This window comes from Burkholderia crassaminum, from assembly GCF_964265005.1.
GTDB lineage: Bacteria > Pseudomonadota > Gammaproteobacteria > Burkholderiales > Burkholderiaceae > Burkholderia.
Genome location: NZ_OZ183799.1, coordinates 213,408 through 239,242 on the forward strand (window position 1 = coordinate 213,408; position 25,835 = coordinate 239,242).

25 protein-coding genes and 1 riboswitch are annotated in these 25,835 nt (G+C 67.7%); of the genes, 23 read left to right on the forward strand and 2 right to left on the reverse strand.

Features of this window, described 5'->3' with window-relative positions:
- The first annotated feature begins 196 nt into the window (after positions 1–196).
- On the forward strand, positions 197–493 hold the full coding sequence (locus tag ACPTTF_RS00885) for an H-NS histone family protein (RefSeq protein WP_166963795.1): 297 nt from the start codon (positions 197–199) through the stop codon (positions 491–493).
- Positions 494–598: 105 nt separating this feature from the next.
- On the opposite strand, the gene ACPTTF_RS00890 is transcribed toward ACPTTF_RS00885, so the two are convergent.
- Positions 599–1,663 carry a glycosyltransferase family 4 protein gene (locus ACPTTF_RS00890; RefSeq protein WP_166963793.1) on the reverse strand — a complete coding sequence of 355 codons (1,065 nt, stop codon included), beginning with the start codon at positions 1,661–1,663 and terminating at the stop codon, positions 599–601.
- A 663-nt stretch (positions 1,664–2,326) separates the two neighbouring features.
- On the opposite strand from ACPTTF_RS00890, the gene flhD reads away from it, so the two are divergent.
- The 16 genes from flhD to ACPTTF_RS00970 all read left to right on the forward strand — a co-directional run bounded on the left by flhD (position 2,327) and on the right by ACPTTF_RS00970 (position 17,366).
- Positions 2,327–2,647 carry a flagellar transcriptional regulator FlhD gene (gene flhD, locus ACPTTF_RS00895; protein WP_027788649.1) on the forward strand — a complete coding sequence of 107 codons (321 nt, stop codon included), beginning with the start codon at positions 2,327–2,329 and terminating at the stop codon, positions 2,645–2,647.
- A 95-nt stretch (positions 2,648–2,742) separates the two neighbouring features.
- Positions 2,743–3,297, forward strand: a complete 555-nt coding sequence (gene flhC, locus ACPTTF_RS00900; RefSeq protein ID WP_423370026.1) for a flagellar transcriptional regulator FlhC — start codon at positions 2,743–2,745, stop codon at positions 3,295–3,297.
- A gap of 180 nt (positions 3,298–3,477) precedes the next feature.
- Complete coding sequence (gene motA, locus ACPTTF_RS00905; protein ID WP_011350592.1) at positions 3,478–4,338, forward strand: flagellar motor stator protein MotA; 861 nt, start codon at positions 3,478–3,480, stop codon at positions 4,336–4,338.
- A gap of 13 nt (positions 4,339–4,351) precedes the next feature.
- A complete protein-coding gene (gene motB / locus ACPTTF_RS00910) occupies positions 4,352–5,371 on the forward strand; it encodes a flagellar motor protein MotB (RefSeq protein ID WP_166963788.1) in 1,020 nt (339 codons plus the stop codon).
- A 24-nt stretch (positions 5,372–5,395) separates the two neighbouring features.
- Positions 5,396–5,773, forward strand: coding sequence for a response regulator (locus ACPTTF_RS00915; RefSeq protein WP_166963786.1), 378 nt, complete (start codon positions 5,396–5,398; stop codon positions 5,771–5,773).
- Positions 5,774–5,806: 33 nt separating this feature from the next.
- On the forward strand, positions 5,807–8,050 hold the full coding sequence (cheA, locus tag ACPTTF_RS00920; protein ID WP_423370027.1) for a chemotaxis protein CheA: 2,244 nt from the start codon (positions 5,807–5,809) through the stop codon (positions 8,048–8,050).
- A gap of 51 nt (positions 8,051–8,101) precedes the next feature.
- Positions 8,102–8,617, forward strand: coding sequence for a chemotaxis protein CheW (gene cheW, locus ACPTTF_RS00925; RefSeq protein WP_166963782.1), 516 nt, complete (start codon positions 8,102–8,104; stop codon positions 8,615–8,617).
- A gap of 37 nt (positions 8,618–8,654) precedes the next feature.
- Entirely contained in the window at positions 8,655–10,628 is a 1,974-nt protein-coding gene (locus tag ACPTTF_RS00930; protein ID WP_166963780.1) for a methyl-accepting chemotaxis protein, read from the forward strand.
- A 3-nt stretch (positions 10,629–10,631) separates the two neighbouring features.
- Positions 10,632–11,624 carry a CheR family methyltransferase gene (locus ACPTTF_RS00935; RefSeq protein ID WP_166963778.1) on the forward strand — a complete coding sequence of 331 codons (993 nt, stop codon included), beginning with the start codon at positions 10,632–10,634 and terminating at the stop codon, positions 11,622–11,624.
- The gene (gene cheD, locus ACPTTF_RS00940) at positions 11,621–12,382 is read left to right on the forward strand and encodes a chemoreceptor glutamine deamidase CheD (RefSeq protein WP_166963776.1); all 762 of its coding nucleotides are present in this window, start codon (positions 11,621–11,623) and stop codon (positions 12,380–12,382) included. The genes ACPTTF_RS00935 and cheD overlap by 4 nt, the downstream gene beginning before the upstream one ends.
- The gene (locus ACPTTF_RS00945; protein WP_166963774.1) at positions 12,379–13,470 is read left to right on the forward strand and encodes a protein-glutamate methylesterase/protein-glutamine glutaminase; all 1,092 of its coding nucleotides are present in this window, start codon (positions 12,379–12,381) and stop codon (positions 13,468–13,470) included. Before cheD ends, ACPTTF_RS00945 begins: the two co-directional genes overlap by 4 nt.
- 67 nt (positions 13,471–13,537) lie before the next feature.
- Positions 13,538–13,933, forward strand: coding sequence for a chemotaxis response regulator CheY (gene cheY, locus ACPTTF_RS00950; protein ID WP_006485893.1), 396 nt, complete (start codon positions 13,538–13,540; stop codon positions 13,931–13,933).
- Between the two features lies 1 nt (position 13,934).
- The gene (gene cheZ / locus ACPTTF_RS00955) at positions 13,935–14,666 is read left to right on the forward strand and encodes a protein phosphatase CheZ (RefSeq protein WP_423370028.1); all 732 of its coding nucleotides are present in this window, start codon (positions 13,935–13,937) and stop codon (positions 14,664–14,666) included.
- A gap of 259 nt (positions 14,667–14,925) precedes the next feature.
- The gene (locus tag ACPTTF_RS00960) at positions 14,926–15,429 is read left to right on the forward strand and encodes a DUF2844 domain-containing protein (protein ID WP_423370029.1); all 504 of its coding nucleotides are present in this window, start codon (positions 14,926–14,928) and stop codon (positions 15,427–15,429) included.
- Positions 15,430–15,445: 16 nt separating this feature from the next.
- Positions 15,446–16,690, forward strand: coding sequence for a DUF3443 family protein (locus tag ACPTTF_RS00965; protein ID WP_423370030.1), 1,245 nt, complete (start codon positions 15,446–15,448; stop codon positions 16,688–16,690).
- A 178-nt stretch (positions 16,691–16,868) separates the two neighbouring features.
- Positions 16,869–17,366: a VOC family protein gene (locus ACPTTF_RS00970; RefSeq protein WP_166963766.1), complete on the forward strand. Its 498-nt coding sequence runs from the start codon at positions 16,869–16,871 to the stop codon at positions 17,364–17,366.
- 85 nt (positions 17,367–17,451) lie between these two features.
- On the opposite strand, the gene ACPTTF_RS00975 is transcribed toward ACPTTF_RS00970, so the two are convergent.
- Positions 17,452–17,856, reverse strand: a complete 405-nt coding sequence (locus tag ACPTTF_RS00975; RefSeq protein ID WP_423370031.1) for a hypothetical protein — start codon at positions 17,854–17,856, stop codon at positions 17,452–17,454.
- A 375-nt stretch (positions 17,857–18,231) separates the two neighbouring features.
- Here ACPTTF_RS00975 and ACPTTF_RS00980 point away from each other — a divergent pair, with 375 nt between their 5' ends.
- The 6 genes from ACPTTF_RS00980 to ACPTTF_RS01005 all read left to right on the forward strand — a co-directional run bounded on the left by ACPTTF_RS00980 (position 18,232) and on the right by ACPTTF_RS01005 (position 25,589).
- On the forward strand, positions 18,232–18,612 hold the full coding sequence (locus ACPTTF_RS00980; protein ID WP_166963762.1) for a DUF805 domain-containing protein: 381 nt from the start codon (positions 18,232–18,234) through the stop codon (positions 18,610–18,612).
- 347 nt (positions 18,613–18,959) lie between these two features.
- Entirely contained in the window at positions 18,960–20,156 is a 1,197-nt protein-coding gene (gene flhB / locus ACPTTF_RS00985) for a flagellar biosynthesis protein FlhB (RefSeq protein WP_166963760.1), read from the forward strand.
- The gene (gene flhA, locus ACPTTF_RS00990) at positions 20,153–22,252 is read left to right on the forward strand and encodes a flagellar biosynthesis protein FlhA (protein WP_423370032.1); all 2,100 of its coding nucleotides are present in this window, start codon (positions 20,153–20,155) and stop codon (positions 22,250–22,252) included. The genes flhB and flhA overlap by 4 nt, the downstream gene beginning before the upstream one ends.
- A complete protein-coding gene (gene flhF / locus ACPTTF_RS00995; RefSeq protein WP_423370033.1) occupies positions 22,249–24,021 on the forward strand; it encodes a flagellar biosynthesis protein FlhF in 1,773 nt (590 codons plus the stop codon). The genes flhA and flhF overlap by 4 nt, the downstream gene beginning before the upstream one ends.
- Positions 24,014–24,832: a MinD/ParA family protein gene (locus ACPTTF_RS01000; RefSeq protein WP_166963754.1), complete on the forward strand. Its 819-nt coding sequence runs from the start codon at positions 24,014–24,016 to the stop codon at positions 24,830–24,832. Before flhF ends, ACPTTF_RS01000 begins: the two co-directional genes overlap by 8 nt.
- Positions 24,833–24,854: 22 nt before the next feature.
- Positions 24,855–25,589 (forward strand): RNA polymerase sigma factor FliA, encoded by a 735-nt coding sequence (locus ACPTTF_RS01005; RefSeq protein ID WP_034188070.1) that lies wholly within the window; start codon positions 24,855–24,857, stop codon positions 25,587–25,589.
- A gap of 87 nt (positions 25,590–25,676) precedes the next feature.
- Positions 25,677–25,805: riboswitch (S-adenosyl-L-homocysteine riboswitch) on the forward strand.
- Positions 25,806–25,835: the final 30 nt, after the last annotated feature.

Consider the following 25,835-nt stretch of genomic DNA (forward strand, 5'->3'; position numbering starts at 1 on the left):
AGGGTCAACGATTGTTAAATTTGAATGGCTGACGAATGCCTTTTATTAGAATAAGTCCGCATTCTCGATATAGCCGAATCGGTTAAAGATGACAGCATTAATTTCGAAGGGCAGGGCGGCAGTGCGGATGGCGTAACGGATGTTGGTGTCCCGGCCGGATTCGCCGGGGCCGCATCATCAAAAGGGGAGTCGAAAAATGTCTCAATACGCGAAACTCAAGGCGCAGATCGCAGATCTGCAGGCCCAGGCGGATGATGTGCGCCGCCAGGAAGTGGCGGCGGTGATCGCCGAAGTCCAGCAAAAGATTGCCGAATATGGACTGACTGCCCAGGATCTGGGCTTCGCGGAGCGAGCGAAGCGCGGGCGCCCGCCGAAGAAGGCGCCGCTGCCGCCGAAATACCGCGACCCGAAGTCGGGCGCGACGTGGAGCGGGCGTGGCAAGCCGCCGAATTGGATCGTCGGTAAAAACCGCGATCGTTTCCAGATCGAATGACCGAAAACCCAAACAAAAGAGCCGCATCTCGATGCGGCTCTTTTGTTTGGTGCGCCGATTTCGGCGCGGATTTGATTACGGAATATTTCCTCGCGGATTTCCGTGTCAGGCGCCGGCGACCCGGCGCAATGCCGGTTGCCGGGTTCCGGTGCAAAGCGATTCGTAAGTTTCGACATAACGCTGCGCCATTGCCTTCGAGCTGAAGCGCGTGTCGAAACGTTCGCGGATGGCGGTGCGCGACAGGCTGTCGATCCGGTGCAGCGCGCCGACCGCACCCTGCACGTCCTCGACGATGAAGCCCGTTACGCCGTCCTCGATCACTTCCGGCACCGAGCCCCGGTTGAATGCGACGACCGGCGTGCCGCAGGCCATCGCCTCGATCATCACGAGGCCGAACGGCTCCGGCCAGTCGATCGGGAACAGCAGCGCCTTCGCGCCGGACAGGAACGCGGGCTTCTGCGCCTCGTTGATCTCGCCGATGAACTCGACGTGCGCCTCGCCGAGCAGCGGCTCGATCACTTCCTTGAAATAGTCGGCGTCGGCCTTGTCGACCTTCGCGGCGATCTTCAGCGGCAGCCCGCTTTGCGCGGCGATCCGGATGGCGGTGTCGACGCGCTTTTCCGGGCAGATCCGGCCGAGGAACGCGAGGTATTCGGGCTTCACGCCCGGCTGCGGCGTGAGCAGCGTGTCGGGCAGCCCGTGGTACACGGTGCCGGCCCACGCGGCCTGCGGCAGCGGCTTGCGCTGGTTGTTCGAGATCGACACGACCGGCGCGTCGGGGAACGCGTCGAACACCGGCTGCAGTTCCGGCAGGTCGAGGCGGCCGTGCAACGTCGTCACGTACGGCGTATCGAGGCGCGACATCAGCGAGAACGGCAGGTAGTCGAGGTGGAAGTGCAGCACGTCGAATTCGTGCGCGACCCGGGCGACCTGCTCGAGGAGACGCATATGGGGTGCCATCGAATCGCGGATCGACGGATCGAGCCGCAGCGCGCGCGGCCACGCCGCCTCGAGACGCGCCGACGTGACGGAGTCGCCGCTGGCGAACAGCGTCACGTCGTGGCCGAGTTCGACGAGCGCCTCGGTGAGGTAGGACACGACACGCTCGGTGCCGCCGTAGAGTTTCGGCGGAACGGCTTCGTAAAGCGGCGCGATCTGGGCAATTCGCATGGGTGTTCTCCTGTTTGATCCGGGGGCACGGTGGTGCCGATGCGGATCCCGTGCAAGGTTGCGGAACTCGCCGACGTACGCGGTTGGCGGTACGTGGCCGTGCCCTGGGCGGGGTGCGCGGGGCGCCGGACGGCAAGCTGCGGGGCGGGCCGGCACGGCTCGCGCCGCCGCCCATTGCAGTCCATTATCGATATCGCCATGAGGGGTTCGAGTGTTTTTTCAAACACTTAAGGCTTGTTACACGATGAAATACGCGAATACCCCGAGAAAAAGGGCATGGAAACAGGAATGGTGATAGACGCAACTATTGTTGCGTCATTGTGAAAAAGCACTATAATTTTTACCGATCCGATTGTCGGCAGCCTTGCCGGCGAGCTTTTTGCCAGTGTGCAATGGCGATTGGCTTCATTGCCGCGGATCCGCGCTGTACTCCTCGCTTTACCGCTCTCCCTTTCAATTCGCCTTGTCGGAAAAATTCCTACACGGTTTACAGATAAATCCTGCGCGGCATACGCCACTTCGCTGATACCGGCATAAATGCCGTTTGGCCAAAATTCGCCCTGTAAGACTATAAACGAGCCGGCTGAGCGCCAAGAGCGCCCTGACCGAGCAAACGTTTTCATAACACGAATGGCCAAAGCAAAGCTCTTTAACGGGGGAATCATGAGCGCTACCAGCGAAATGCTCAGTGAGATCAAAGAGGTCAACCTGTCGTACCTCCTCCTCGCGCAACGCCTGCTGCGGGAAGACAAGGCGATGGGCATGTTCCGCATGGGAATTTCCCAGGAACTGGCCGATGTGCTGGGGAACCTCACGCTCGCGCAGACCGTGAAACTCGCCGCGTCGAACCAGATGCTGTGCCGCTTCCGCTTCGATGATCACGCGCTGCTGTCGTCGCTTGCCGACAAGGGCCGCAGCGACGTCGTCGCGCACGCCCACTCGGCCATCCTGATGGCCGGGCAGCAAGTCGAAGGCGTCCGCTAATCCATCATCCGCCTTGCGTTGAGTCCCGGCGTACCGCGCCGGTGGGCAGCGTATTGGCCATCCATCCGAATAACGTCAAGCGGACGGTTATCACCATGGCAAGCAAAAGCGTCGTGATCGAGGTGAAGGAAATCACCCTCGCCATCGAACTGATCGAACTGGGCGCCCGGCTGCAGTTGCTGGAAGCGGAGACGAGCCTGTCGCGGGACCGTCTGATCAAGCTGTACAAGGAACTGAAGGGCGTGTCGCCGCCGAAGGGGATGCTGCCGTTCTCGACCGACTGGTTCATGACGTGGCAGCCGAACATCCACTCGTCGCTGTTCTACAACATCTACCGGTTCATGCAGGACCACGGCCGTTGCGAGCCGATCCAGTCGATCGTGAAGGCATACCGGCTCTACCAGGAGCACGTGAACCTGTCCGGCGACGAGGCCGCGCTGAGCCTCACGCGCGCGTGGACGCTCGTGCGCTTCTTCGATTCGGGGATGCTGCAGATGACCCCGTGCACGCGCTGCGGCGGCCATTTCGTCGCGCATGCGCATGATCCGCATCAAGGTTTCGTCTGCGGCCTCTGCCAGCCGCCGTCGCGTGCGGGCAAGACTCGCAAGGCCGCCGCCGCGCGCGCCGAACTGGCCGCCGTCGCGGCCTGAGCGCCGGGCCGGGCAGGGCTGGGCGGGGCGCGGGCGGTCGCGCCGGGCGGCGCGAATCGTCTATGAATTGCTGGTAAACACCGTCGGGCCGCCGCCGGGCGGCCGCGAAAGTTTTCCTGCCGACTGCCGTAAACCTGTTTAACGGCGGTCTCCCCGCCGGTCATTCGTGAGGGACAGGCAGTGCTGATTATCGTGGGAACTCTCGTGACGCTGTTGTCCGTCTTCGGCGGTTATGCGCTGGCAGGCGGGCATCTGGGCGCCTTGATCCAGCCCGTCGAGATCCTGATGATCGTGGGCGCCGGCGTCGGCGCGTTCATCCTCGGCAACGGCGGCAAGACCATCAAGGCCACGCTGCGCGTGCTGCCGACGCTCTTCAAGGGCTCGAAATACACGAAGGATGTCTACATGGAGCTGATGGCGCTTCTTTACGTGCTGCTCGCGAAGGCACGCAAGGAAGGCACGCTCACGCTCGAGGCCGACATCGACGATCCGGAAAAGAGCCCGATCTTCACGCAATACCCGAAGATCCTCGCCGATCACCACATCGTCGAATTCCTGACCGACTACCTGCGCCTGATGGTGGGCGGCAACATGAACGCGTTCGAGATCGAGAGCCTGATGGACGAGGAGATCGAGACGCACCACGCGGAAGGCGAAGGCCCGGCGCACGCATTGATGCGCGTCGGCGACGCGATGCCGGCGTTCGGCATCGTCGCGGCCGTGATGGGCGTCGTGCACACGATGGCGTCCGCCGACAAGCCGCCCGCGGTGCTCGGCGCGATGATCGCGCAGGCGCTGGTCGGCACGTTCCTCGGGATCCTGCTGTCGTACGGGCTGATCGGGCCGCTCGCGAGCCTCGCGGAGCAGCGCGTCGCCGAGTCGACCAAGATGTTCCAGTGCATCAAGGTGACGATCCTCGCGACGCTGAACGGCTATGCGCCGGCGATTGCGGTCGAGTTCGGCCGCAAGGTGCTGTTCTCGACCGAGCGCCCGTCGTTTTCGGAGCTCGAAGAGCACGTGCGCCGCGTGAAGGCGAAGTGACGCGGAGCGCCCGATGAGCAAGAGCAAGGATCGCGCAATCGTCGTCAAGCGGGTGGCCCCGGCGAAGAAGGGCCACCACGGCGGCGCATGGAAACTCGCGTACGCGGACTTCATGACCGCGATGATGGCGTTCTTCCTGCTGATGTGGCTGCTGAGCTCGGTCACGCCGGTGCAGCTGAAGGGGATCGCCGAATACTTCAACACGCCGCTGAAGGCCGCGCTGTTCGGCAGCGGCGACCGCAGCTCGCAGGATTCCAGCATCATCAACGGCGGCGGCCGCGACCTGTCGAGCGTCGACGCCGGCACGCTGCGCCGCACCGACGGCACGACGCAGCTCGCCGAACGCCTCGCGAAAATGGGCGACGAGAATTCCCGGTCGCAGGCGCAGGGCGCGCAGGACCGGCTCGAGCAGGCGCGCCTGCACGACCTGCAGATCAAGCTGATGGCCGCGATCGAGGCCAACCCGACGCTGCGCCAGTTCAAGCAGCAAATCCGCATCGATTCCACGCTGATGGGGCTGCGCATCGAGATCGTCGATACGCAGAAGCGGCCGATGTTCGCGATGTCGAGCGACAACGTCGAGCCGTACATGCGCGACATCCTGCGCGAGATCGGCAAGACGCTGAACGACGTGCCGAACCGGATCATCGTCCAGGGCCACACCGACGCCGTGCCGTACGCGGGCGGCGAGGGCGGCTACAGCAACTGGGAACTGTCGGCCGACCGCGCGAACGCGTCGCGCCGCGAGCTGATCTCCGGCGGCATGGACGAGGCGAAAGTGCTGCGCGTGCTCGGCCTCGCGTCGACGCAGAACCTGAACAAGGCCGACCCGCTCGATCCGGAAAACCGCCGGATCAGCGTGATCGTGCTGAACCGCAAATCCGAAGAGGCGCTGATGCGCGACGATGCGACGACCACGACGCTGTCGGCCGATGCGGCCGGCTCGCAGCAGCTCGCGCAGCAGCTGGCCGGCCCGGCGCCGGCCGCGCGTCCGGCGCTCGCGGCGTCCGCCGTCGCCGTGCCGAAACCCTGACGTTTACAAGATTCCGAGACAGACATGATCCGAACCATTCTCGCCATCGACGACTCCGCGACCATGCGTGCGCTGCTCCAGGCAACGCTGGTGCAGGCCGGCTACGACGTGACGGTGGCGCCGGACGGCGAGGCCGGCTTCGACCTGGCGGCCACCGTGCCGTACGACCTGGTGCTGACCGACCAGAACATGCCGCGCAAGAGCGGGCTCGAAGTGATCGCCGCGCTGCGCAAGCTCACCGCCTATACCGAAACACCGATCCTCGTGCTGACGACGGAAGGCAGCGACGCGTTCAAGGACGCCGCGCGCGACGCGGGTGCGACCGGCTGGATCGAGAAGCCGATCGACCCCGCCGTGCTGGTCGACCTGGTCGCGACGCTGTCCGAGCCGGCCGCCTCCTGACATTCACGCGACGCATTCAACCCGGGACCGGGCATGACTCTCGACATCACTCAGTTCTACCAGACATTTTTCGACGAAGCGGACGAGCTGCTCGCGCAGATGGAGCAGTTGCTGCTGAACCTCGACGTCGGCTCGCCCGACCCCGAGGATCTGGCCGCGATCTTCCGTGCCGCGCATTCGATCAAGGGCGGCGCCGCGACGTTCGGCTTTTCCGCGCTGACCGATACGACGCACATCCTCGAATCGCTGCTCGACCGCGCGCGCAACCATGAGCTGACGCTGACCAAGGAAATGGTCGACGCGTTCCTCGAGACCAAGGACGTGTTGTCCGACCAGCTCGTCGACTACCGCGCAAGCGCCGAACCGGACGCGGCAGCCGCCGCGACGATCTGCGCGAAGCTCGAACGGCTGAAGGCCGAGAGCGGCGCGGGTGCGCCGGCAGCGGCTGCGCCTGCGGCGCCGGTCGCGGCGGCAGCCGCTCCGGTCGCGGAACCGGCCGCCGGCGACGATCGTGCGCCCGACCACGTGATCGAGCAGGCCGTCGCGGCTGCGCATCCGGCGGGCGATGCCGGCGCGGACGAAGGCGGCCCGCACCTGAAGATCACGCTCGTGGGCGTCGACGCGAAGGACCAGGAACTGCTGACCGAAGAACTCGGCAACCTCGGCCGGATCGTGGGCCGCGAGCAAGCGGGCGCGGACCTGACGCTGTGGGTCGAATCGGACGTGCCGTCCGACGACATCGTCGCCGTGTGCTGCTTCGTGATCGACGAAAGCCAGATCCGCGTCGCGCACGGCACGGCGCCGGCCGCCCCGGCTGCCGCGCAAGAAGCCGCGGCACCGGCTGCAGAACCGGCCGCCGCCGCGCAACCGGCGCGCGTCGAGGTATTCGCGCCGCAGGCCGCGGCACCGCAACCGGCCGCACCGGCACCGGCACCGGCGCCCGCCGAGCCGGCCGCCGCCGTCGCGCAAGCGCAGCAGCCGCCCCAGCCTGCGCACGCCGACCACGCACCGCAGGCCGCCGCGCATCATGACGACAAGCGTGCGCGCCCGGCCGCCGCGGCCGCATCGGGCGCCGAAGGCAGCTCGATCCGCGTGGGCGTCGAGAAGGTCGATCAGCTGATCAACCTGGTCGGCGAACTCGTGATCACGCAGGCGATGCTCGCGGAAACGGCGAGCGCGTTCGATCCGGCGCTGCACGACCGCCTGTTCAACGGGATGGCGCAGCTCGAGCGCAACGCGCGCGACCTGCAGGAAGCCGTGATGTCGATCCGCATGATGCCGATGGACTACGTGTTCAGCCGCTTCCCGCGGCTCGTGCGCGACCTCGCCGGCAAGCTCGGCAAACAGGTCGAGCTCGTCACGTTCGGCCAGGCGACCGAGCTCGACAAGAGCCTGATCGAACGGATCATCGATCCGCTCACCCACCTCGTGCGCAACAGCCTCGACCACGGGATCGAGACCGTCGACAAGCGCGTCGCCGCCGGCAAGGACGCGGTCGGCCAGCTCGTGCTGTCGGCCGCGCATCACGGCGGCAACATCGTGATCGAGGTGAGCGACGACGGCGCGGGCCTGAACCGCGAACGCATTCTCGCGAAGGCCGCGAAACAGGGCATGCAGGTGTCCGACAACATCAGCGACGACGAAGTCTGGCAGCTGATCTTCGCGCCGGGCTTCTCGACCGCCGAGACGGTGACCGACGTGTCGGGCCGCGGTGTCGGGATGGACGTCGTGAAGCGCAACATCCAGTCGATGGGCGGCCACGTCGAGATCTCGTCGCAGGCCGGGCGCGGCACGACCACGCGGATCGTGCTGCCGCTCACGCTCGCGATCCTCGACGGGATGTCGGTGAAGGTCGGCAACGAGATCTTCATCCTGCCGCTGAACTTCGTGATGGAGTCGCTGCAGCCGTCGAACGACGATATCTACACGGTCGGCAACGGCGAGCGCGTGGTGCGCGTGCGCGGCGAATACCTGCCGCTCGTCGCGCTGCACGAGGTGTTCTCGGTCGACGACGCGCGCACCGACCCGACGCAGGGGATCGTCACGATCATGGAAACCGAGGGGCGCCGCTTCGCGATGCTGATCGACGAACTGGTCGGCCAGCAGCAGGTGGTCGTGAAGAACCTCGAAACCAATTACCGCAAGGTGCACGGCATCTCGGCAGCGACCATCCTCGGCGACGGCAGTGTCGCGCTGATCGTCGACGTCGCGGCGCTGAACCGTGAAACCCGTGCGACGCACGGCGCCCGTGCCGGCGCCGAGCTCGCGATGTTCTGATGACTCTCGCCATTCAACTGATTGGGGGCAAACGTGTCTGCTGAAGTCCAAATGATCAATCCGGCCGCGGCGAACGCGGCAACGAGCCGCCGCGACGCGGCGCAGGGCGACGCGACGGGCCAGGAATTCCTCGTGTTCACGCTCGGCGACGAGGAATACGGGATCGACATCCTGAAGGTGCAGGAAATCCGCGGCTACGACAGCGTCACGCGCATCGCGAACGCGCCGGAGTTCATCAAGGGCGTGATCAACCTGCGCGGGATCATCGTGCCGATCGTCGACATGCGGATCAAGTTCCATCTCGGCCGCGTCGAGTACGACCACCAGACGGTCGTGATCATCCTGAACGTCGCGCATCGCGTGGTCGGGATGGTGGTCGACGGCGTGTCGGACGTGCTGACGCTGCAGACCGACCAGATCATGCCGGCGCCGGAATTCGGCGCGACGCTGACGACCGAGTACCTGACGGGGCTCGGCACGGTCGACGGCCGGATGCTGATCCTGATGGACATCGAGAAGCTGATGTCGAGCCGTGAAATGGCGCTGATCGAGTCGCTCGGCGGGTAAGTGCGCCGCGTGCGCAGGAATTTCGGGAGAATCTGCAATGTTGCATAACTGGTCGATCCGCACGACCCTCACGGCGGTCGGACTCATCCTCGTGGCGCTGGCCGCAGCCGTCGGCGGGCTCGGCCTGTACGCGCTGAATCACGCGAGCCGCTCGCTCGACGAGATCGCGCACGTCGACCTGCCGGCGATTCATACGCTCGACGACACGTCGTCGTACCTGCTGCGCGCGCGCGTGTCGCTCGACCGCTTCCGTTCGCTGACGGAAGCCGGCAACACGGCCGACGCGGCCAAGGTGCTCGACCGCGCGCAGGAGCTGTACGCGAAGTCGAACCAGAACTGGCAGGCGTTCCAGTCGACGCCGAAGCTCGGTGTCGAGCAGGCGCTCGTCGACGACCTGACCGCGCGCTACACGACGATCGTGAAGGAAGGCGTCGAGCCCGAGTTCGCGGCCGCGCGTGCGGGCGACATGGCCGCGTACCACGCGATCGCCGATACCAAGATCAGCCCGATGTTCGTCGCGTACGACCAGGCCGCGTCGGCCGTGGTCGCGTCGCTGCAGAAGCGCGCGGAAGATCGCCAGGCCACGACGCAATCGCAGATCTCGCTGATGATCGGGCTGATCGCGGCCGGCATCGCGATCGCGTTCGTCGTCGTGATCGCGATCCGCTTCGTGCTGCGCGGGCTGATCGTGCAGCCGCTCGAGGACGCGATCGCGCACTTCGAGCGCATTGCCGGCGGCGACCTCACGCAGCCGGTGAACGTGTTCAGCACGAACGAGATCGGCCGCCTGTTCGGCGGCATCAAGCGGATGCAGGACGCCGTCACGACGATGGTGCAGGCCGTGCATCGCGGCACCGAATCGATCGACGTCGGCGCGCGCGAGATCGCGACCGGCAACATCGACCTGTCGCAGCGGACCGAAGAGCAGGCCGCGTCGCTGCAGGAAACCGCGTCGAGCATGGAGCAGCTGACGGGCACCGTGCGGCAGAACGCGGAGAACGCGCGGCAGGCCAGCCAGCTCGCGGTGAACGCGTCGGACATCGCGACGCAGGGCGGCGACGTGGTCGGCCAGGTCGTGTCGACGATGCATGACATCGCGGCGAGCTCGGGCAAGGTCGTCGACATCATCGGCACGATCGAAGGCATCGCGTTCCAGACCAACATCCTTGCGCTGAACGCGGCGGTCGAAGCCGCGCGCGCGGGCGAACAGGGCCGCGGCTTCGCGGTGGTCGCGGGCGAGGTGCGCTCGCTCGCGCAGCGCAGCGCGAGCGCCGCGAAGGAAATCAAGCAGCTGATCGGCGATTCGTCCGAAAAGGTCGAGAGCGGGTCGGCGCTCGTCGCACGCGCGGGCTCGACGATGGACGAGATCGTGCAGGCCGTGCGCCGCGTGACCGACATCATGGGCGAGATCAGCGCCGCGTCGGACGAACAATCGACCGGCATCGAGCAGGTCAACCGCGCGGTCGGCCAGATGGATTCGGTCACGCAGCAGAACGCGGCGCTCGTCGAGCAGGCGGCCGCTGCGGCTGCGTCGCTCGAGGAGCAGACGCGCCAGATGAAGACGGTCGTGTCGGCCTGGCGCGTGTCGGGCGGCATCGTGCTCGCGCCGTCGCGCGGGGTTGCGCGGCCGGTCGCGCATGAATCGGCGGCCGTGCCGGCGCTGACGTCGGAGCCGCGTTTCGACGCGTCGCCGGTCGCCGCGCTGCCGGCCCCGCAGGCCGCTGCCCAACCGGCACGGCGCGCGGCGCCGGCGCCGCGTGCCGCGGCTGCAGCTGTGTCAGGCGCGGGTCACGAACCGAAGCGCGCGGCCAATGCCGGTGCGCAAGCGCACAAGGACGCGCCGGCTTCCCGCGGCACCGCCGCGGGTGGCTACGGGCCGCGTCTCGCGAAAACCGCCGCACCGGCCGACAAGCCGGCCGCGAAGCCCGCACTCGTGCGCCCGGCGCTGAACGGCGAGAAGCCGGCGCCGGCCACGGCCGGCACGTCCGATGACGACTGGGAGACCTTCTAAACCATGCCGCACGCGCGCGCGCCGTTTCGACCCGATGCACCGGATGCCTCGCCTCGCGCGGGCGAGCCGGGGCGCGACTTCGCGTTCACGGGCGCGGATTTCGCACGCATTCGCGCGCTGATCCATCAACGCGCGGGGATCTCGCTGTCCGAGCACAAGCGCGACATGGCGTACAGCCGTCTCGCGCGCCGCTTGCGGGCGCGTGGCCTCGACACGTTTCGCGACTACCTCGACCTGCTCGAGCAGGAAGACGATCCGCTCGAGTGGGAAGCGTTCACCAATGCGCTGACGACGAACCTGACCGCGTTCTTCCGCGAGTCGCACCATTTCCCGATCCTGTCGGATTTCGTGAAGGGGCGGCCGGCGCCGGTATCGGTCTGGTGTTCGGCGGCGTCGACCGGCGAGGAGCCTTACTCGATCGCGATCACGCTGATCGAGGCGCTCGGCGAATCGGCCGCGCGCGGCGCGTCGATCCTCGCGACCGACCTCGACACGCAGGTGCTCGCGAAGGCAGAGGCCGGCATCTACACGTATGACCAGGTCAAGCACCTGGCACCGGAGCGGCTGAAGCGCTTCTTCCTGAAGGGTACGGGCGCGCAGGCCGGCCGCGTGAAGGTGCGCCCCGAGCTGCGCGCGATGATCCGCTTCGAGCAGCTGAACCTGACCGATGCGGATTACGGGATCGCGAAGCCGTTCGACGCGATCTTCTGCCGCAACGTGATGATCTATTTCGACAAGCCGACGCAGGGGCAGGTGCTGTCGCGCTTCGAGCCGCTCGTGAAGCCGGGCGGGCTGCTGTTCGCCGGCCATTCGGAGAACTTCACGTACGTTACGCAGGCGTTCCGGCTGCGCGGGCAGACGGTGTACGAACTGACCCGCGATGCCGCACAGGGCACGCGGCCGCGTGGCGCGCAGGCGCCTGCGGCGGCCGCGATGCCGTCGCCGGTGCGTGCGCGGGCTGCGGGCGCTGCGCCCGCCATTGGAGAGCGCGGATGAGCGCACTGCCGATCGCGACCAATCGCTACTTCGACAACCACTTCGGCCTTCCCGGCGTGAAGCTGCTGCCGAACGAGTTCTACACGACGTCCGAGGACATGGTGCTGATGACCGTGCTCGGCTCGTGCGTCGCCGCGTGCATTCACGATCCGTACGCGGGCATCGGCGGGATGAACCACTTCATGCTGCCCGACGACGGCGCCGATGCGGGCGCAGCCGCGTCCGACTCGATGCGCTACGGCGCGTACGCGATGGAAGTGCTGATCAACGAGCTGATCAAGGCCGGCGGGCGCCGCGAGCGCTTCGAGGCGAAGGTGTTTGGCGGCGCGGCCGTGCTGGCCGGGATGACGACGATCAACATCGGCGATCGCAACGCCGATTTCGTGCGCCGCTATCTGGCGCTCGAACGCATCCGCATTACCGCAGAAGACTTGCAGGACGTTCATCCGCGCAAGGTCGCGTTCATGCCGCGCACGGGCCGTGCGATGGTCAAAAAGCTGCGGCTGCAGGTGCCGGGTGTGACCGAGCGCGAAGCCGCGCTCGCGCGCGAGGCCGACCGCCTGCGCGCAGCTCGTCCGCGCCCGCACGTCGAGCTGTTCGCGGCGAAACGGCCGGCCGCGCCGCAGCCGGCACGCCCGCGCATCGAGCTGTTCGGCGCGCGCGGCGCGACGCCGGGCGGCGCCGGTGGCGTACGGGCAGCGAACCCGCAGGCCGGCAGCCCGTATGCGGCGAACCTATCAAGAAAGCAGGAGGCATGACCGCAGTGCAGAAGATCAAAGTATTGTGCGTCGACGATTCGGCGCTGATCCGCAGCCTGATGACCGAGATCATCAACAGCCAGCCCGACATGACGGTGTGCGCGACCGCGCCCGATCCGCTCGTCGCGCGCGAGCTCATCAAGCAGCACAACCCCGACGTGCTCACGCTCGACGTCGAAATGCCGCGCATGGACGGGCTCGACTTCCTCGAGAAGCTGATGCGCCTGCGGCCGATGCCGGTCGTGATGGTGTCGTCGCTGACCGAGCGCGGCTCGGAAATCACGCTGCGCGCGCTCGAACTCGGTGCGGTCGACTTCGTCACCAAGCCGCGCGTCGGGATTCGCGACGGGATGCTCGACTACGCGGAAAAGCTCGCCGACAAGATCCGCGCGGCGTCGCGCGCGCGCGTGCGCCAGGCGCCGCAGCCGCAGGCCGTCGCACGCGCGGCGGACAGCCAGCCGGCCGCGCCGATGCTCAACAACCCGCTCGTCAGTACCGAGAAGCTGATCATCATCGGCGCATCGACGGGCGGCACCGAGGCGATCCGCGAAGTGCTGACGCCGCTGCCGCCGGATGCGCCGGCCGTGCTGATCGCGCAGCACATGCCGCCGGGCTTCACGAAATCGTTCGCGCAACGGCTGAACGGCCTGTGCCGGATCGCGGTGAAGGAAGCCGAGCACGGCGAGCGCGTGCTGCCTGGCCACGCCTATATCGCGCCGGGCCACGCGCACCTGTTGCTTGCGAGAAGCGGAGCGAACTATATTGCGCAACTGTCGGACGAGCCGCCGGTCAACCGGCACCGCCCGTCGGTCGACGTGCTGTTCCGCTCGGCGGCGACGCATGCGGGCAAGAACGCGATCGGGGTGATCCTGACCGGGATGGGCCGCGACGGCGCGGCCGGCCTGCTGGAAATGAAACGCGCGGGCGCCCACACGTTCGCGCAGGATGAAGCAAGCTGCATCGTGTTCGGGATGCCGCGCGAGGCGATCGCGCTCGGCGGCGCGGACGAGATCGTGCCGCTCGCCGAGATGAGCCGCCGTGTGATGGCGCGCCTGGCGACGATGGGCGACCGCGTGCAGCGCGTTTGAATGGAATGTCACGGGGCGCGTGCCACGATACGCGTCCCGACGGAAACGAATCTGGAAAGGAACGACGATGGACAAGAGCATGAAAATCCTGGTGGTGGACGATTTCCCGACGATGCGCCGGATCGTCCGCAACCTGCTCAAGGAACTGGGCTACTCGAACGTCGACGAGGCCGAGGACGGCCTGGCCGGCCTCGCACGTCTGCGCGGCGGCGGCTACGACTTCGTGATCTCGGACTGGAACATGCCGAACCTCGACGGCCTCGCGATGCTGAAGGAAATCCGCGCGGATGCGACGCTCACGCACCTGCCGGTGCTGATGGTCACGGCCGAGTCGAAGAAGGAGAACATCATCGCGGCGGCGCAGGCCGGTGCGAGCGGCTACGTCGTGAAACCGTTCACGGCGGCGACGCTCGACGAGAAGCTGAACAAGATCATCGACAAGATGGCGAAGGCCGGGAGCTGACGTGAACGAGCCGATCCATGCGGCGCTCGCCGGCGCGGGGTTCAGCGCCGACAGCCATCCAGAAGGCGCTGATTTCGCGAGCGACCGCATCCTCGCGCGCATCGGCCATGTCACGCGCACGCTGCGCGATTCGATGCGCGAGCTCGGGCTCGACAAGCATGTCGAGCAGGCGGCCGAAGCCGTGCCCGATGCGCGCGACCGGCTGCGCTACGTCGCGACGATGACCGAGCAGGCCGCCGTGCGCGTGCTGAATGCGATCGAGCTCGCGAAGCCGATGCAGGAGCGCATGCAGAACGAGGCCGAGGCGCTCGATGCGCGCTGGGCAAAATGGTACGCGGCGCCGATCGAGCACGCGGAAGTGCGCGAGCTGATGGACGACACGCGCACGTTCCTGCGCACGCTGCCCGAATCGACGTCGGCGACCAGCGCACAACTGCTCGAGATCATGCTCGCGCAGGATTTCCAGGACCTGACCGGGCAGGTGATCAAGAAGATCATGGACATGGTCTACCTGATCGAGCAGCAGCTCCTCACGGTGCTCGTCGAGAACATCGCGCCCGAGCGGCGCGAGCAGTTCGCGGCGACCGCGGCCGCGCTCGCCGCCGAGCAGATGAGCTCGACCGGCAGCCCCGTGTCGCTGCTGAACGGCCCGCAGATCGCGCCGGAAGGCAAATCCGACGTGGTCCAGGATCAGGGGCAGGTCGACGACCTGCTCGCCAGCCTGGGCTTCTGACCCTGCCGCCTGCATCGGCGCGCCCCCGTTTCGCGGGGCTGCGCGGTGCATGCGTCGCGCCGTTTCCACAACGTTTACCCGTGCCCGCCGCCTACGCGCGGCCGGGTCGGGCTGCGGCGAATTGACACGTCGACACAGGCAGCAGGCATACTACGCGTCAGCAGCAACGAAGCGCCATTCATACGACTCATATGTTGGCAGGCGGCGCGGGCACGATGGCCGCACACCCTGCCACGAAGCCAGTCCCGTGGGAGGGAATGTGAAGCTGAAACGCTTGGGCCGGGCCGTCGCGCACGCGACGGCTGCAACGGGTGTGCTGTGGGCCGTCCACGCACACGCCGAACTGGGCGGTGCGCCGATGTCGCCGCCGGCGGACGATCAGGCCGCGACCGTGCGCGCATTGCAGCGCGCGATGCGTTCGGCCGACGGCGTGCAGGTGAGTACCGCCGCCTATACCGTCCGCGAAATCACGCTCGGATCGGGCACCGTCATTCACGAATACACGTCGGCTGCAGGCAGCGTGTTCGGCCTCGCATGGCGCGGGCCGACGATGCCGGATCTCGCGTCGCTGCTCGGCAGCTATTTCCCGCAGTACACCGCAGGCGTTCAGGCGGCCCACCAGGCGCGCGGCTGGCGCGCGCCGGTATCCGTCGACACGAGCGCCCTCGTGATCCGGACGGGCGGCCACATGGGCGCCTTCTCGGGCCAGGCGTGGCTGCCGAGCGCACTGCCCGCCGGCCTGACCGGCAACGACATCCAGTGACAGCGGGAGAGCGATCTTGAGCATTCATCGTACATTCAAGCGCTGGCTCGGCGTGCTGGGCCTCGCGGCCGCGACGGCCGTACTCGTGACGGCATGCGGCGGCGGCGACGGCGGCGGCGGCGGCAACAACGCCGGTAACGGCAATGGTTCGGGTGGATCGGGCGGCGGCGGCGGCAACAACGGGAGCACGGCCACCATCACGGTCGGCACCGGCGTCGCGAACGTGATCAACATCCCGACCGTCAGCGTGCAGGTCTGCGCGCCGGGCACGTCGAACTGCCAGGTGGTCAACAACGTGCTCGTCGATACCGCGTCCTACGGGCTGCGGCTCGTCGGCAGCGCCGTGTCGGGCGTGCTCGGCAGCCTGCCGCAGGTGACGAGCGGCGGCGCGCCGGTCGCCGAGTGCGGCAAGTTCGTATCGAGCTACACGTGGGGCTCGGTGCGCACGGTCGACCTGTCGATCGGCTCCGAGCAGGCGAGTTCGCTGCCCGTGCAGATCATCGGCGACCTCGGCACGACGAACGTGCCGAGTTCGTGCACGAACGGCGGTGCGTCGGCCAACTCGGCGAGCGCGCTCGGCGCGAACGGGATTCTCGGCATCGGGCCGGCGCCGGTCGACTGCGGCACGACCTGCGCGACGTCGACCTCGACGAGCAACAACTACTACGCGTGCCCGAACGGCAACAACGCGAACTGCACGGTCGCGCTCGTGCCGGTGGCGCAGCAGGTGGCCAACCCGGTTCATCATTTCGCCGACAGCAGCGGCGTGAGCGTGACGATGCAGAGCATCTCGAGCAACGGGCAGGCGAGCGCGACCGGGACGCTGACGTTCGGCCTGCCCGATCTGACCGGGAAGACCGTGATGACGTCGACCACGACGGGCGACGTCAACGCGACGTTCCTCGGGAGCAACGTGACCGCGTTCTTCGATACGGGTTCGAACGCGTATTTCTTCAACGATTCGTCGAAGAACGGAACGCAGTGCACGCGGAACACGCAGTTCTACTGCCCGCCGGCCACGGTCAATTACACGGCGACACTGACCGGCCAGAACGGTGCGTCCGGCACCGTGCCGATCACGTTCATGAACGCCGATTCGCTGTTCTCGAACTCGTCGACGTTCGCGTTCAACGACATCGCGGGCCCGTTCGGCTCGTCCGCATGGCTCGACCTCGGCATGCCGCAGTTCTACGGCCGGACGATCTACTTCGGGATGGACAAGACCGCGAGCGGCGGCGCAGCGCCGTTCGTCGCGTTCTGACGCTGCACGGCCCCACGGCCGTACGCTGAACCGAGAGGGGGCGAGAGATCGCCCCCTTTTTTTATTGGACGGCCGCGTGTGGCACGACCGGGCGGACCGGAGCGCCGCCGCGCGCGGGCACAGCGCCTACGATGTAGTACCGGCACCCGTGCCGGCACGACATCGAGGAGGCAGCGCCATGAATCCGCGCATCCAACGCATCACGCCTTTCCTGTGGTTCGACCGCGACGCCGAAGCGGCCGCCAACTTCTACGTGTCGGTGTTCGACGATGCCCGCATCGTGCACGTCGCGCGCTACGGCAAGGCCGGCGCACACGCATCCGGCAGCGCGGAGGGCGCGGTGATGACGGTCGCGTTCGAACTCGACGGGCAGGCGTTTCTCGCGCTGAACGGCGGCCCCGTGTTCCAGATCACGCCGGCCGTGTCGTTCGTCGTCAACTGCCGGGACCAGGACGAAATCGACCGCTACTGGTCGCGCCTGTCCGAAGGGGGCGACGAACGCGCGCAGCAATGCGGCTGGCTGCGCGACCGCTTCGGCGTGTCGTGGCAGGTCGTGCCCGTGCAGATGTCCACGCTGATGACGGGCGATCCGGCGCGCGCCGAGCGCGTGATGGCGCAGGTGATGACGATGAAGAAGCTCGATCTCGCCGCGCTGCAGCGGGCGGCGGCGGGCTAGGCACGTTCGCCGGCCCGTTATTGGCAGCGAACAAGGCTACGGGCCGGCAGGGGCCGCGAAGGCACGTGATCGGCGCGTACGGGCGCTAGAACGGCGGATGGCCGTCGCGCATCAGGAGCGTATGGTCGAGGAAGAGGTGGCCGGGCCCGTACGTGGTGCTTTCGATCTGGACGGCGTCGGCCGGCGCGACCAGGTGCCCGGCGGCATCGGCCGACACCGATTCGATCTCGACGACCGGCACGCACCAGGCCGCGCGGGCGCGTTCCGACGGTTCGCCGCGCGCGTCGACGCAGCGGAAAATGAAGCGCGCGGGGAGATCCTGCGCGCGCAGGGTTTGCGTCGACCCGTTCCACACGTGGTGCAGCGCGATCGTGCCGGGGTGCGGCGCGTCAGGCGCCTGCGCGCCGGGCGGCAGGGCCGGCGTGCCCGCGCAGCCGGCTGCCAGCGCGCAGGCGAGCGACAGTGACGGAACGAACGGATGACGGAGCATGGTGCGGTTCACCGGATTCGGGAATGGCGAAGGGTAGCGCGCTTTGCACGCCTGCGTAATGACGGCCGGTTAATCGAATGCGGCACACGTGCGCCGATTATCGATCGCACCCGATTTCATTTGGGTGTAATCAAGTGCTGGATTATCTCAGGCTGTAGATTCTGTCAGGTCTTCAAGATTATTTAAATGACGCGGCGTGCAAGCCTGCGGCCCGCGTTACACTGCTGCAGCCATTCCCGTGCCGTACGGGCGGGCGATGCGGCCGGGTGCGCGCACCACCCGGCATGTGAAAAATTGATGGAGCCCGTCGAAATTCAAACATATAATTCCGGCGTTGTTTCCGGGGTCGTCAATATAAAACAGGAGGGTAATAAGATGAATTTTTCAGAAGCCGTTCGTGCCGTACTCAATAAATACGCGACATTCGAAGGCCGTGCGCGCCGTGCCGAATACTGGTATTTCGCGCTGCTGACCTGTGCGCTGTCGATCGTCGCGCAGGTCATCGGCGCGGCGGGCCGAGACGCGGGCCTGATCACGCTGCTGCTGCTCGTCGTGCTCGGCCTGATTTCGCTGGCGCTGATCATTCCGAGCATCGCGGTCAGCGTGCGCCGGCTGCACGATACGGGCCGTTCGGGCTGGTTCCTGCTGATCGCGCTGATTCCGATCGTCGGCGGCATCCTGCTGCTCGTGTGGATGTGCTCGCGCGGCACCGAGGGCCCGAATCGCTTCGGTGCGGACCCGATCGTGGCGGCCTGACCGGCGCCTGCCCCGACGCGCGACGCCGTCGCGTCGGGGCCTGATTCTTCGACGCACCCGCTACGCCGTTTCACCGCTTCACCATTTTCACGCTTCACGCCGTCGCCGCTCCGTCCGGGGCCGACACCCGACACCCGCCATCGCACCGGCCGGCACGTTTTTTCCGCCGCGTCGCACACCGTTCCGTCCCCCCGTCCGGCGCCGTCCGGCCCCGTTTGCACCGGCTCGCCCGATTCCCTGAAATACCCCCCTTTCCCGGCTTTGCTCGACCGATCGGCGTTTGACGCCTCCATGAATAATCGGTGTCACTGGAAAGCGGCATTCCGCCGTACCCGACTGGAGGCCCCGTGGCAGACGAGAGCGATCTCGACAAGACCGAAGCCGCCACTCCCAGGCGCCGCGAGAAGGCGCGCGAGGAGGGGCAGGTCGCGCGTTCGCGCGAACTGGCTTCGTTCGCGCTGCTCGCGGCCGGGTTCTACGGCGCGTGGCTGCTTGCGGGCCCGTCGGGCGGGCATCTGCAGGCGATGCTGCGCGGCGCGTTCACGTTCGATCGTGCGACCGCGTTCGACACGAACCGGATGCTGTCGGCGGCCGGCAGTGCGAGCCTCGAAGGCTTCGCCGCGCTGCTGCCGCTCCTCGCGCTCACCGGCGTCGCCGCGCTGCTCGCGCCGATGGCGCTCGGCGGCTGGCTGATCTCGCAGAAGACGTTCGAGCTGAAGTTCGACCGCCTGAACCCGATCTCGGGCCTCGGCCGGATCTTCTCGATCCAGGGGCCGATCCAGCTCGGGATGTCGCTCGCGAAGACGCTGGTCGTCGGCGGAATCGGCGGCGTTGCGATCTGGCGCAGCAAGGACGAGTTGCTCGGCCTCGCGACGCAGCCGCTCGGCGTGGCACTGCCCGATGCGCTGCACCTCGTCGCCGTGTGCTGCGGCACGACGGTCGCCGGCATGCTGGTGGTCGCCGCGCTCGATGTGCCTTACCAAATCTGGCAGTACAACAAGAAGTTGCGCATGACGAAGGAAGAAGTGAAGCGCGAGCATCGCGAGAACGAAGGCGATCCGCACGTGAAGGGGCGGATCCGCCAGCAGCAGCGCGCGATCGCGCGCCGCCGGATGATGGCCGCCGTGCCGAAGGCCGACGTGGTCGTGACGAACCCGACGCACTTCGCCGTCGCGCTGCAATACACGGACGGCGAGATGCGCGCGCCGAAGGTCGTCGCGAAGGGCGTGAACCTCGTCGCCGCGCGCATCCGCGAACTCGCGGCGGAACACAACGTGCCGCTGCTCGAGGCGCCGCCGCTCGCACGTGCGCTGTATCACAACGTCGAACTCGAACGCGAGATTCCCGGCTCGCTGTACTCGGCCGTCGCCGAGGTGCTCGCGTGGGTCTACCAGCTCAAGCGCTTCCGTTCGGAAGGCGGTGCGTTCCCGGCGATGCCGGTCGATCTGGCGGTGCCGGCCGACCTCGACAAGGGCGCGTCGGTCTCCGCCGACGACGAGCGCGAGGAAGCCGACGACACGCTCGGTAACGGAGGGGCGGCATGAGCACCCCGACCGGCCTGTTCGCGAAGCGCCAGAATCCGTTCGCAGGCACCAACCTGCGCGCGCTCGCGGGCCCGATCCTCATCTGCATGATCCTGGGGATGATGATCCTGCCGCTGCCTCCGCTGCTGCTGGATCTGCTGTTCACCTTCAACATCGCGCTGTCCGTGATGGTGCTGCTCGTCAGCATGTACACGATGAAGCCGCTCGACTTCGCGGCGTTCCCGAGCGTGCTGCTGTTCTCGACGCTCCTGCGCCTGTCGCTGAACGTCGCATCGACGCGTGTCGTGCTGCTCGAGGGCCACACCGGGCCGGACGCGGCCGGCCAGGTGATCGAGGCGTTCGGCCACTTCCTCGTCGGCGGCAACTTCGCGGTCGGCATCGTCGTGTTCGTGATCCTGATGATCATCAACTTCATGGTGATCACGAAGGGCGCGGGGCGGATCGCGGAAGTGTCCGCGCGCTTCACGCTCGACGCGATGCCCGGCAAGCAGATGGCGATCGATGCCGATCTGAACGCCGGCCTCATCAACGAGGAACAGGCGCGCAAGCGCCGCCTGTCCGTCTCGCAGGAAGCCGAGTTCTACGGGTCGATGGACGGCGCGTCGAAGTTCGTGCGCGGCGACGCGATCGCCGGCCTGATCATCATGGCGATCAACGTGATCGGCGGGCTGATCGTCGGGATGGTCCAGCACGACATGAGCTTCGCGGCGGCCGGCACGAACTACACGCTGCTGACGATCGGCGACGGCCTCGTCGCGCAGATCCCGTCGCTCGTGATCTCGACCGCGGCCGGCGTGATCGTGTCGCGCGTCGCGACCGACGAGGACATCGGCACGCAGATCACCGGCCAGCTGTTCACGAACCCGCGCGTGCTGACGATCACCGGCGTGATCATCGTGATCATGGGGCTGATCCCCGGCATGCCGCACTTCGCGTTCCTCGGGCTCGGCGGCGGCGCGATCTGGCTGGCCCGCACGCAGACCAAGCGCGCGGCGGCCCGCAAGGCGGCCGGCGACGTGACCGACATCGCGCCGCCCGCCGTGCTGCCGTCCGACAGCCACGAGGCGACCTGGGACGACGTGCAGCTGATCGACCCGCTCGGCCTCGAAGTCGGCTACCGCCTGATCCCGCTCGTCGACAAGAACAGCGACGGCGAACTGCTCAAGCGCATCAAGAGCATCCGCAAGAAATTCGCGCAGGAAATCGGCTTCCTGCCGCCCGTGATCCATATTCGCGACAACCTCGAACTGCGGCCGAACGCCTACCGGATCGCGCTGAAGGGCGTCGAGATCGGCGTCGGCGAAGTGTTCCCGGGCCAGTGGCTCGCGATCAACCCCGGCCAGGTGACGGCCGCGCTGCCGGGCGCCGTCACGCAGGATCCCGCGTTCGGGCTGCCGGCCGTGTGGATCGACGTCGCGCTGCGCGAACAGGCGCAGGTGTACGGCTACACGGTGGTCGACGCGAGCACGGTCGTCGCGACGCACCTGAACCATCTGGTCGTCCAGCACGCGGCCGAGCTGCTCGGCCGCCAGGAAGTGCAGGCGCTCGTCGAGCGCACCGGCAAGGACGCGCCGTCGCTCGTCGAGGACCTCGTACCGAAGACGATCTCGCTGACGACGCTGCAGAAGGTGCTGCAGAACCTGCTCGAGGAAGGCGTGCCGATCCGCGACATGCGCACGATCCTCGAGGCCGTGTCCGAACACGCGGGCCGCGGCGACGCGTTCGAGATCACGGCCGCGGTGCGGCTCGCGCTCGGCCGCGCGATCACGCAGCAGTGGTATCCGGGCGCGGGCGAGATGCAGGTGATGGGCCTCGACTCGAATCTCGAGCGCGTGCTGTCTCAGGCGCTCGCCACCGGCGCGAACCCGGGCCTCGAGCCCGGCCTCGCACACAACCTTCTGACCGGCACGCAGCAAGCGATGCTGCGTCAACAGAATCTCGGGCTGCCGCCCGTGCTGCTCGTGCAGCACGCGCTGCGCGCAATGCTCGCGCGTTTCCTGCGCCGCAGCCTGCCGCAATTGAAAGTGCTGTCGTACGCCGAAGTGCCGGACACACGCACGATCAAAGTCGTTAACGTCATCGGGGGTTCCGCTTGAACATTCGCAAATTCACCGGCGCAACGAGCCGCGACGCACTTCGTCTCGTGCGCGAGGCGCTCGGCGCCGACGCGGTCGTGCTGTCGAACCGCACGCTCGATGACGGCAGCGTGGAAATCGTCGCACTCGCCGATTCGGACCTGGCCGCCGTGACGCCGCCGGCCGCGGCGCGCGCACGCATTGCCGCACCGCGCGCGCTGGAATCCGTACCGGCCGCCGCGGTGCCCGGTATCGTGTCGCGCCCGGGCCCGGCGCTCGCCCGCCCGGCCGTCAATCCGTATGCCGCAGGCGAAGGCGGGTTGCCGGACGTGTTCTCGTCGGTGTTCGGCGCCAGCGCCGAAGCGGACGACACGGCGGCGCAAGGTTCGACGATCGATGCGGACGCGCCGGCCGTCATTCCGGCGGCAGCGCCGTCGGCAGCCGCGCACGCCACTGGTGCGCCGGCCGCCGGAGTGCCGGCCACGGCTTCCGAACCCGCACCGTGGCTGGTCGAGCACGCGAAGCGCCTGACACAGCAGCGCGATGCGCTGATGGCGCGCACGCAGGCGCCGCCCGCCGCGCCGCAGGCGAGCGCGCCGGCCCCGCAGGCCGCCGCGAGCACGACGCCGCCCGACTGGGCGCGCGACATCGTGCGCGACGCCGAACGCCGGATGCCGGCCGCCGCCCCCCGCGTGCCCGACACGAGCGCGGCGCATGCCGCGAAGGCGGCCGAGCGCACGCGCCTGTCCCCCGACGCCGCTGCCGCGGTGGCCGATGCGGTGAAGTCGCGCATCGAGCGGATCGTCAACGATACGGTGATGCAGGAGCTCGGCGAGCTGCGCGGGATGATGGAAGAGCAGTTCGACAGCCTGATGTGGCACGACCGCCAGCGTCGCAGCGCCGTGCATGGCGCGTTGACGAAGCACCTGTTCGCGGCCGGTTTCTCCGCGCAGCTCGTGCGGATGCTGGTCGACAACATGCCGTCCGGCGACGGCGCGCAGACCTTCGAGCAGGCCGCCGAATGGGCGCAGTCGGTGCTCGCGGCGAACCTGCCGGTGCTCGACAGCGAGGACGCGCTGATGGAGCGCGGCGGCGTGTTCGCGCTGATGGGGCCGACGGGCGTCGGCAAGACGACCACCACCGCGAAGCTGGCCGCACGCTGCGTGATGCGCTTCGGCGCGAGCAAGGTCGCGCTGCTGACCACCGACAGCTACCGGATCGGCGGCCACGAGCAACTGCGCATCTTCGGCAAGATCCTCGGCGTGCCCGTGCACGCGGTGAAGGATGCCGGCGACCTCGCGCTCGCGCTGTCCGAACTGCGCAACAAGCACATTGTGCTGATCGACACGATCGGCATGAGCCAGCGCGACCGCGCGGTGTCCGACCAGATCGCGATGCTGCACGGCGCGAACGCGCCGGTGCAGCGCCTGCTGCTGCTCAACGCGACGAGCCACGGCGACACGCTCAACGAAGTCGTGCAGGCGTACCGCAGCGCGGGCGAGCATCCGGACCTGGCCGGCTGCATCCTCACGAAGCTCGACGAGGCGACCCACCTCGGCGGCGTGCTCGACACGGTGATCCGCTACAAGCTGCCGATCCATTACGTGTCGACCGGCCAGAAGGTGCCGGAGAACCTGTACGTCGCGTCGACCAAATTCCTGCTGAAGAGCGCGTTCTGTGTACCGCGCGACGGCTCGCCCTTCGTGCCGCAAGACGAGGACATGCCGACGCTGCTTTCCGCACTGACCGCACGTTCCACCGCCGAGCTGCACGAGGTGCGATTTGGATAAACGGATCATCGACCAGGCCGAAGGGCTGCGGCGCCTGCTGGCCGGGCGCGCGTCGCGCATCGTCGCGGTGGCGGGCGGGCCGGCGGGTGTCGGCTGCACGTCCACCGTCGTGAACCTGGCGGCGGCGCTCGCGTCGCTCGGCAAGGATGTGCTCGTCGTCGACGAGCGCGCCGACGTGCATTCGGCCAGCGCGACGCTCGCGGGCGCGTGGCTGCGCGACGGCGAGCGCACGCGGGTCGCGGCCGGCTTCGGCCTGTGCGGCGCCGCACGGCTCGCGCGCGCCGGCTACACCGACGCGCAGCTGAGCGATTTCATCGACGGGCCGGCCGACATCGTCCTCGTCGACGCGCAGCTCGGCGCCGACGGTTCGTTTTCGGCGCTCGCACGTGAAGCGCACGACGTGCTGGTCGTGACGCGGGTCGCCGCGCAGGCGATCACCGAAGCGTACGCGTGCATGAAGCGGCTGCATTTCGCGCATGCGTTCGCGCAGTTCCGCGTGCTGACCAATCACGTCGGCAGCCACGCGGACGCGAAGGTCGCGTTCGACAACCTCGCGGGCGTCGCGAGCCGCTACCTGACGGTGTCGATCGCCGACGCGGGGTGCGTGAGCGCCGATCCGCTCGTCGAGCATGCGCGCGAGCTGATGCGCGCGGCGGTCGACGCGTTCCCGTCGTCGGCCGCCGCGCGCGACTACCGGCAGATTGCCGCCGACCTGCTGTACTGGCCGATGCGCCCGCGAACGGGCGCGGGCCGCGCCGTGCACGCGGGCGGCAAGCCGTCGTATGAGGCGGGCGCGGCACACGCCGCGTGAGTGCCACCGGAAGGAGGGGGCCATGATGTACAACGCTCAAGGAAAGATGTCCCAGGCCGACGTGCTCGCGCAATATGCGCCGCTCGTGCGCCGCCTCGGGCTGCAGCTCGTCGCGAAGATGCCGGCGAGCGTCGACCTCGACGACCTGATCCAGGCCGGCATGATCGGCCTGATGGACGCGGCCGGCCGCTACAAGGAAGACCAGGGCGCGCAGTTCGAGACCTACGCGACGCAGCGCATTCGCGGCGCGATGCTCGACGAGCTGCGCAGCAACGACTGGCTGCCGCGCAGCCTGCGCAAGACGTCGCGCGAGGTCGAGCACGCGGTGCACCAGGTCGAGCAGCATCTCGGTCGCTCGGCGAGCGAGACCGAGATCGCGGAGCACCTGAAGATGCCGCTCGACGAATACCAGGGGATGTTGCAGGACCTGCACGGCAGCCAGCTGATCTACTACGAGGATTTCGACCGCGCGGCCGACGACGAGCCGTTCCTCGACCGCTATCGCGTCGATCACGCCGATCCGCTGTCGGCGCTGCTCGACGAGCACCTGCGCGAAGCGCTCGTCGAGGCGATCGAGCGGCTGCCGGAGCGCGAGAAGCTGCTGATGTCGCTGTACTACGAACGGGGTCTGAATCTGCGCGAGATCGGCGCGGTGCTCGAAGTGAGCGAGTCGCGCGTATGCCAGTTGCACAGCCAGGCCGTCGCGCGCCTGCGCGCACGGCTGCGCGAACAGGCGTGGGTCGGCGCGGAATCCTGACCCTTTCCTGACGGCCGCGCGCGCCGACGCCGCGCGCCTGGCATCGGTGTGCGCATTTTGCGCGCCGATTTGCTACAATCCTTCCCGTTTTCCGAGGAGCGTTGCGACGGGCCAGTCTGGGCCCGCCAGGCTCGGAAGGCTTCACCAAGCAGCCGTGCGGCGCGCGTTTAGCGTGTTGTCGCGCCGGCCCCGCTTCCTGAACGGCGCTCACGTCACCAATCTAGAAACTTTTTAGAAAGGAGGGCG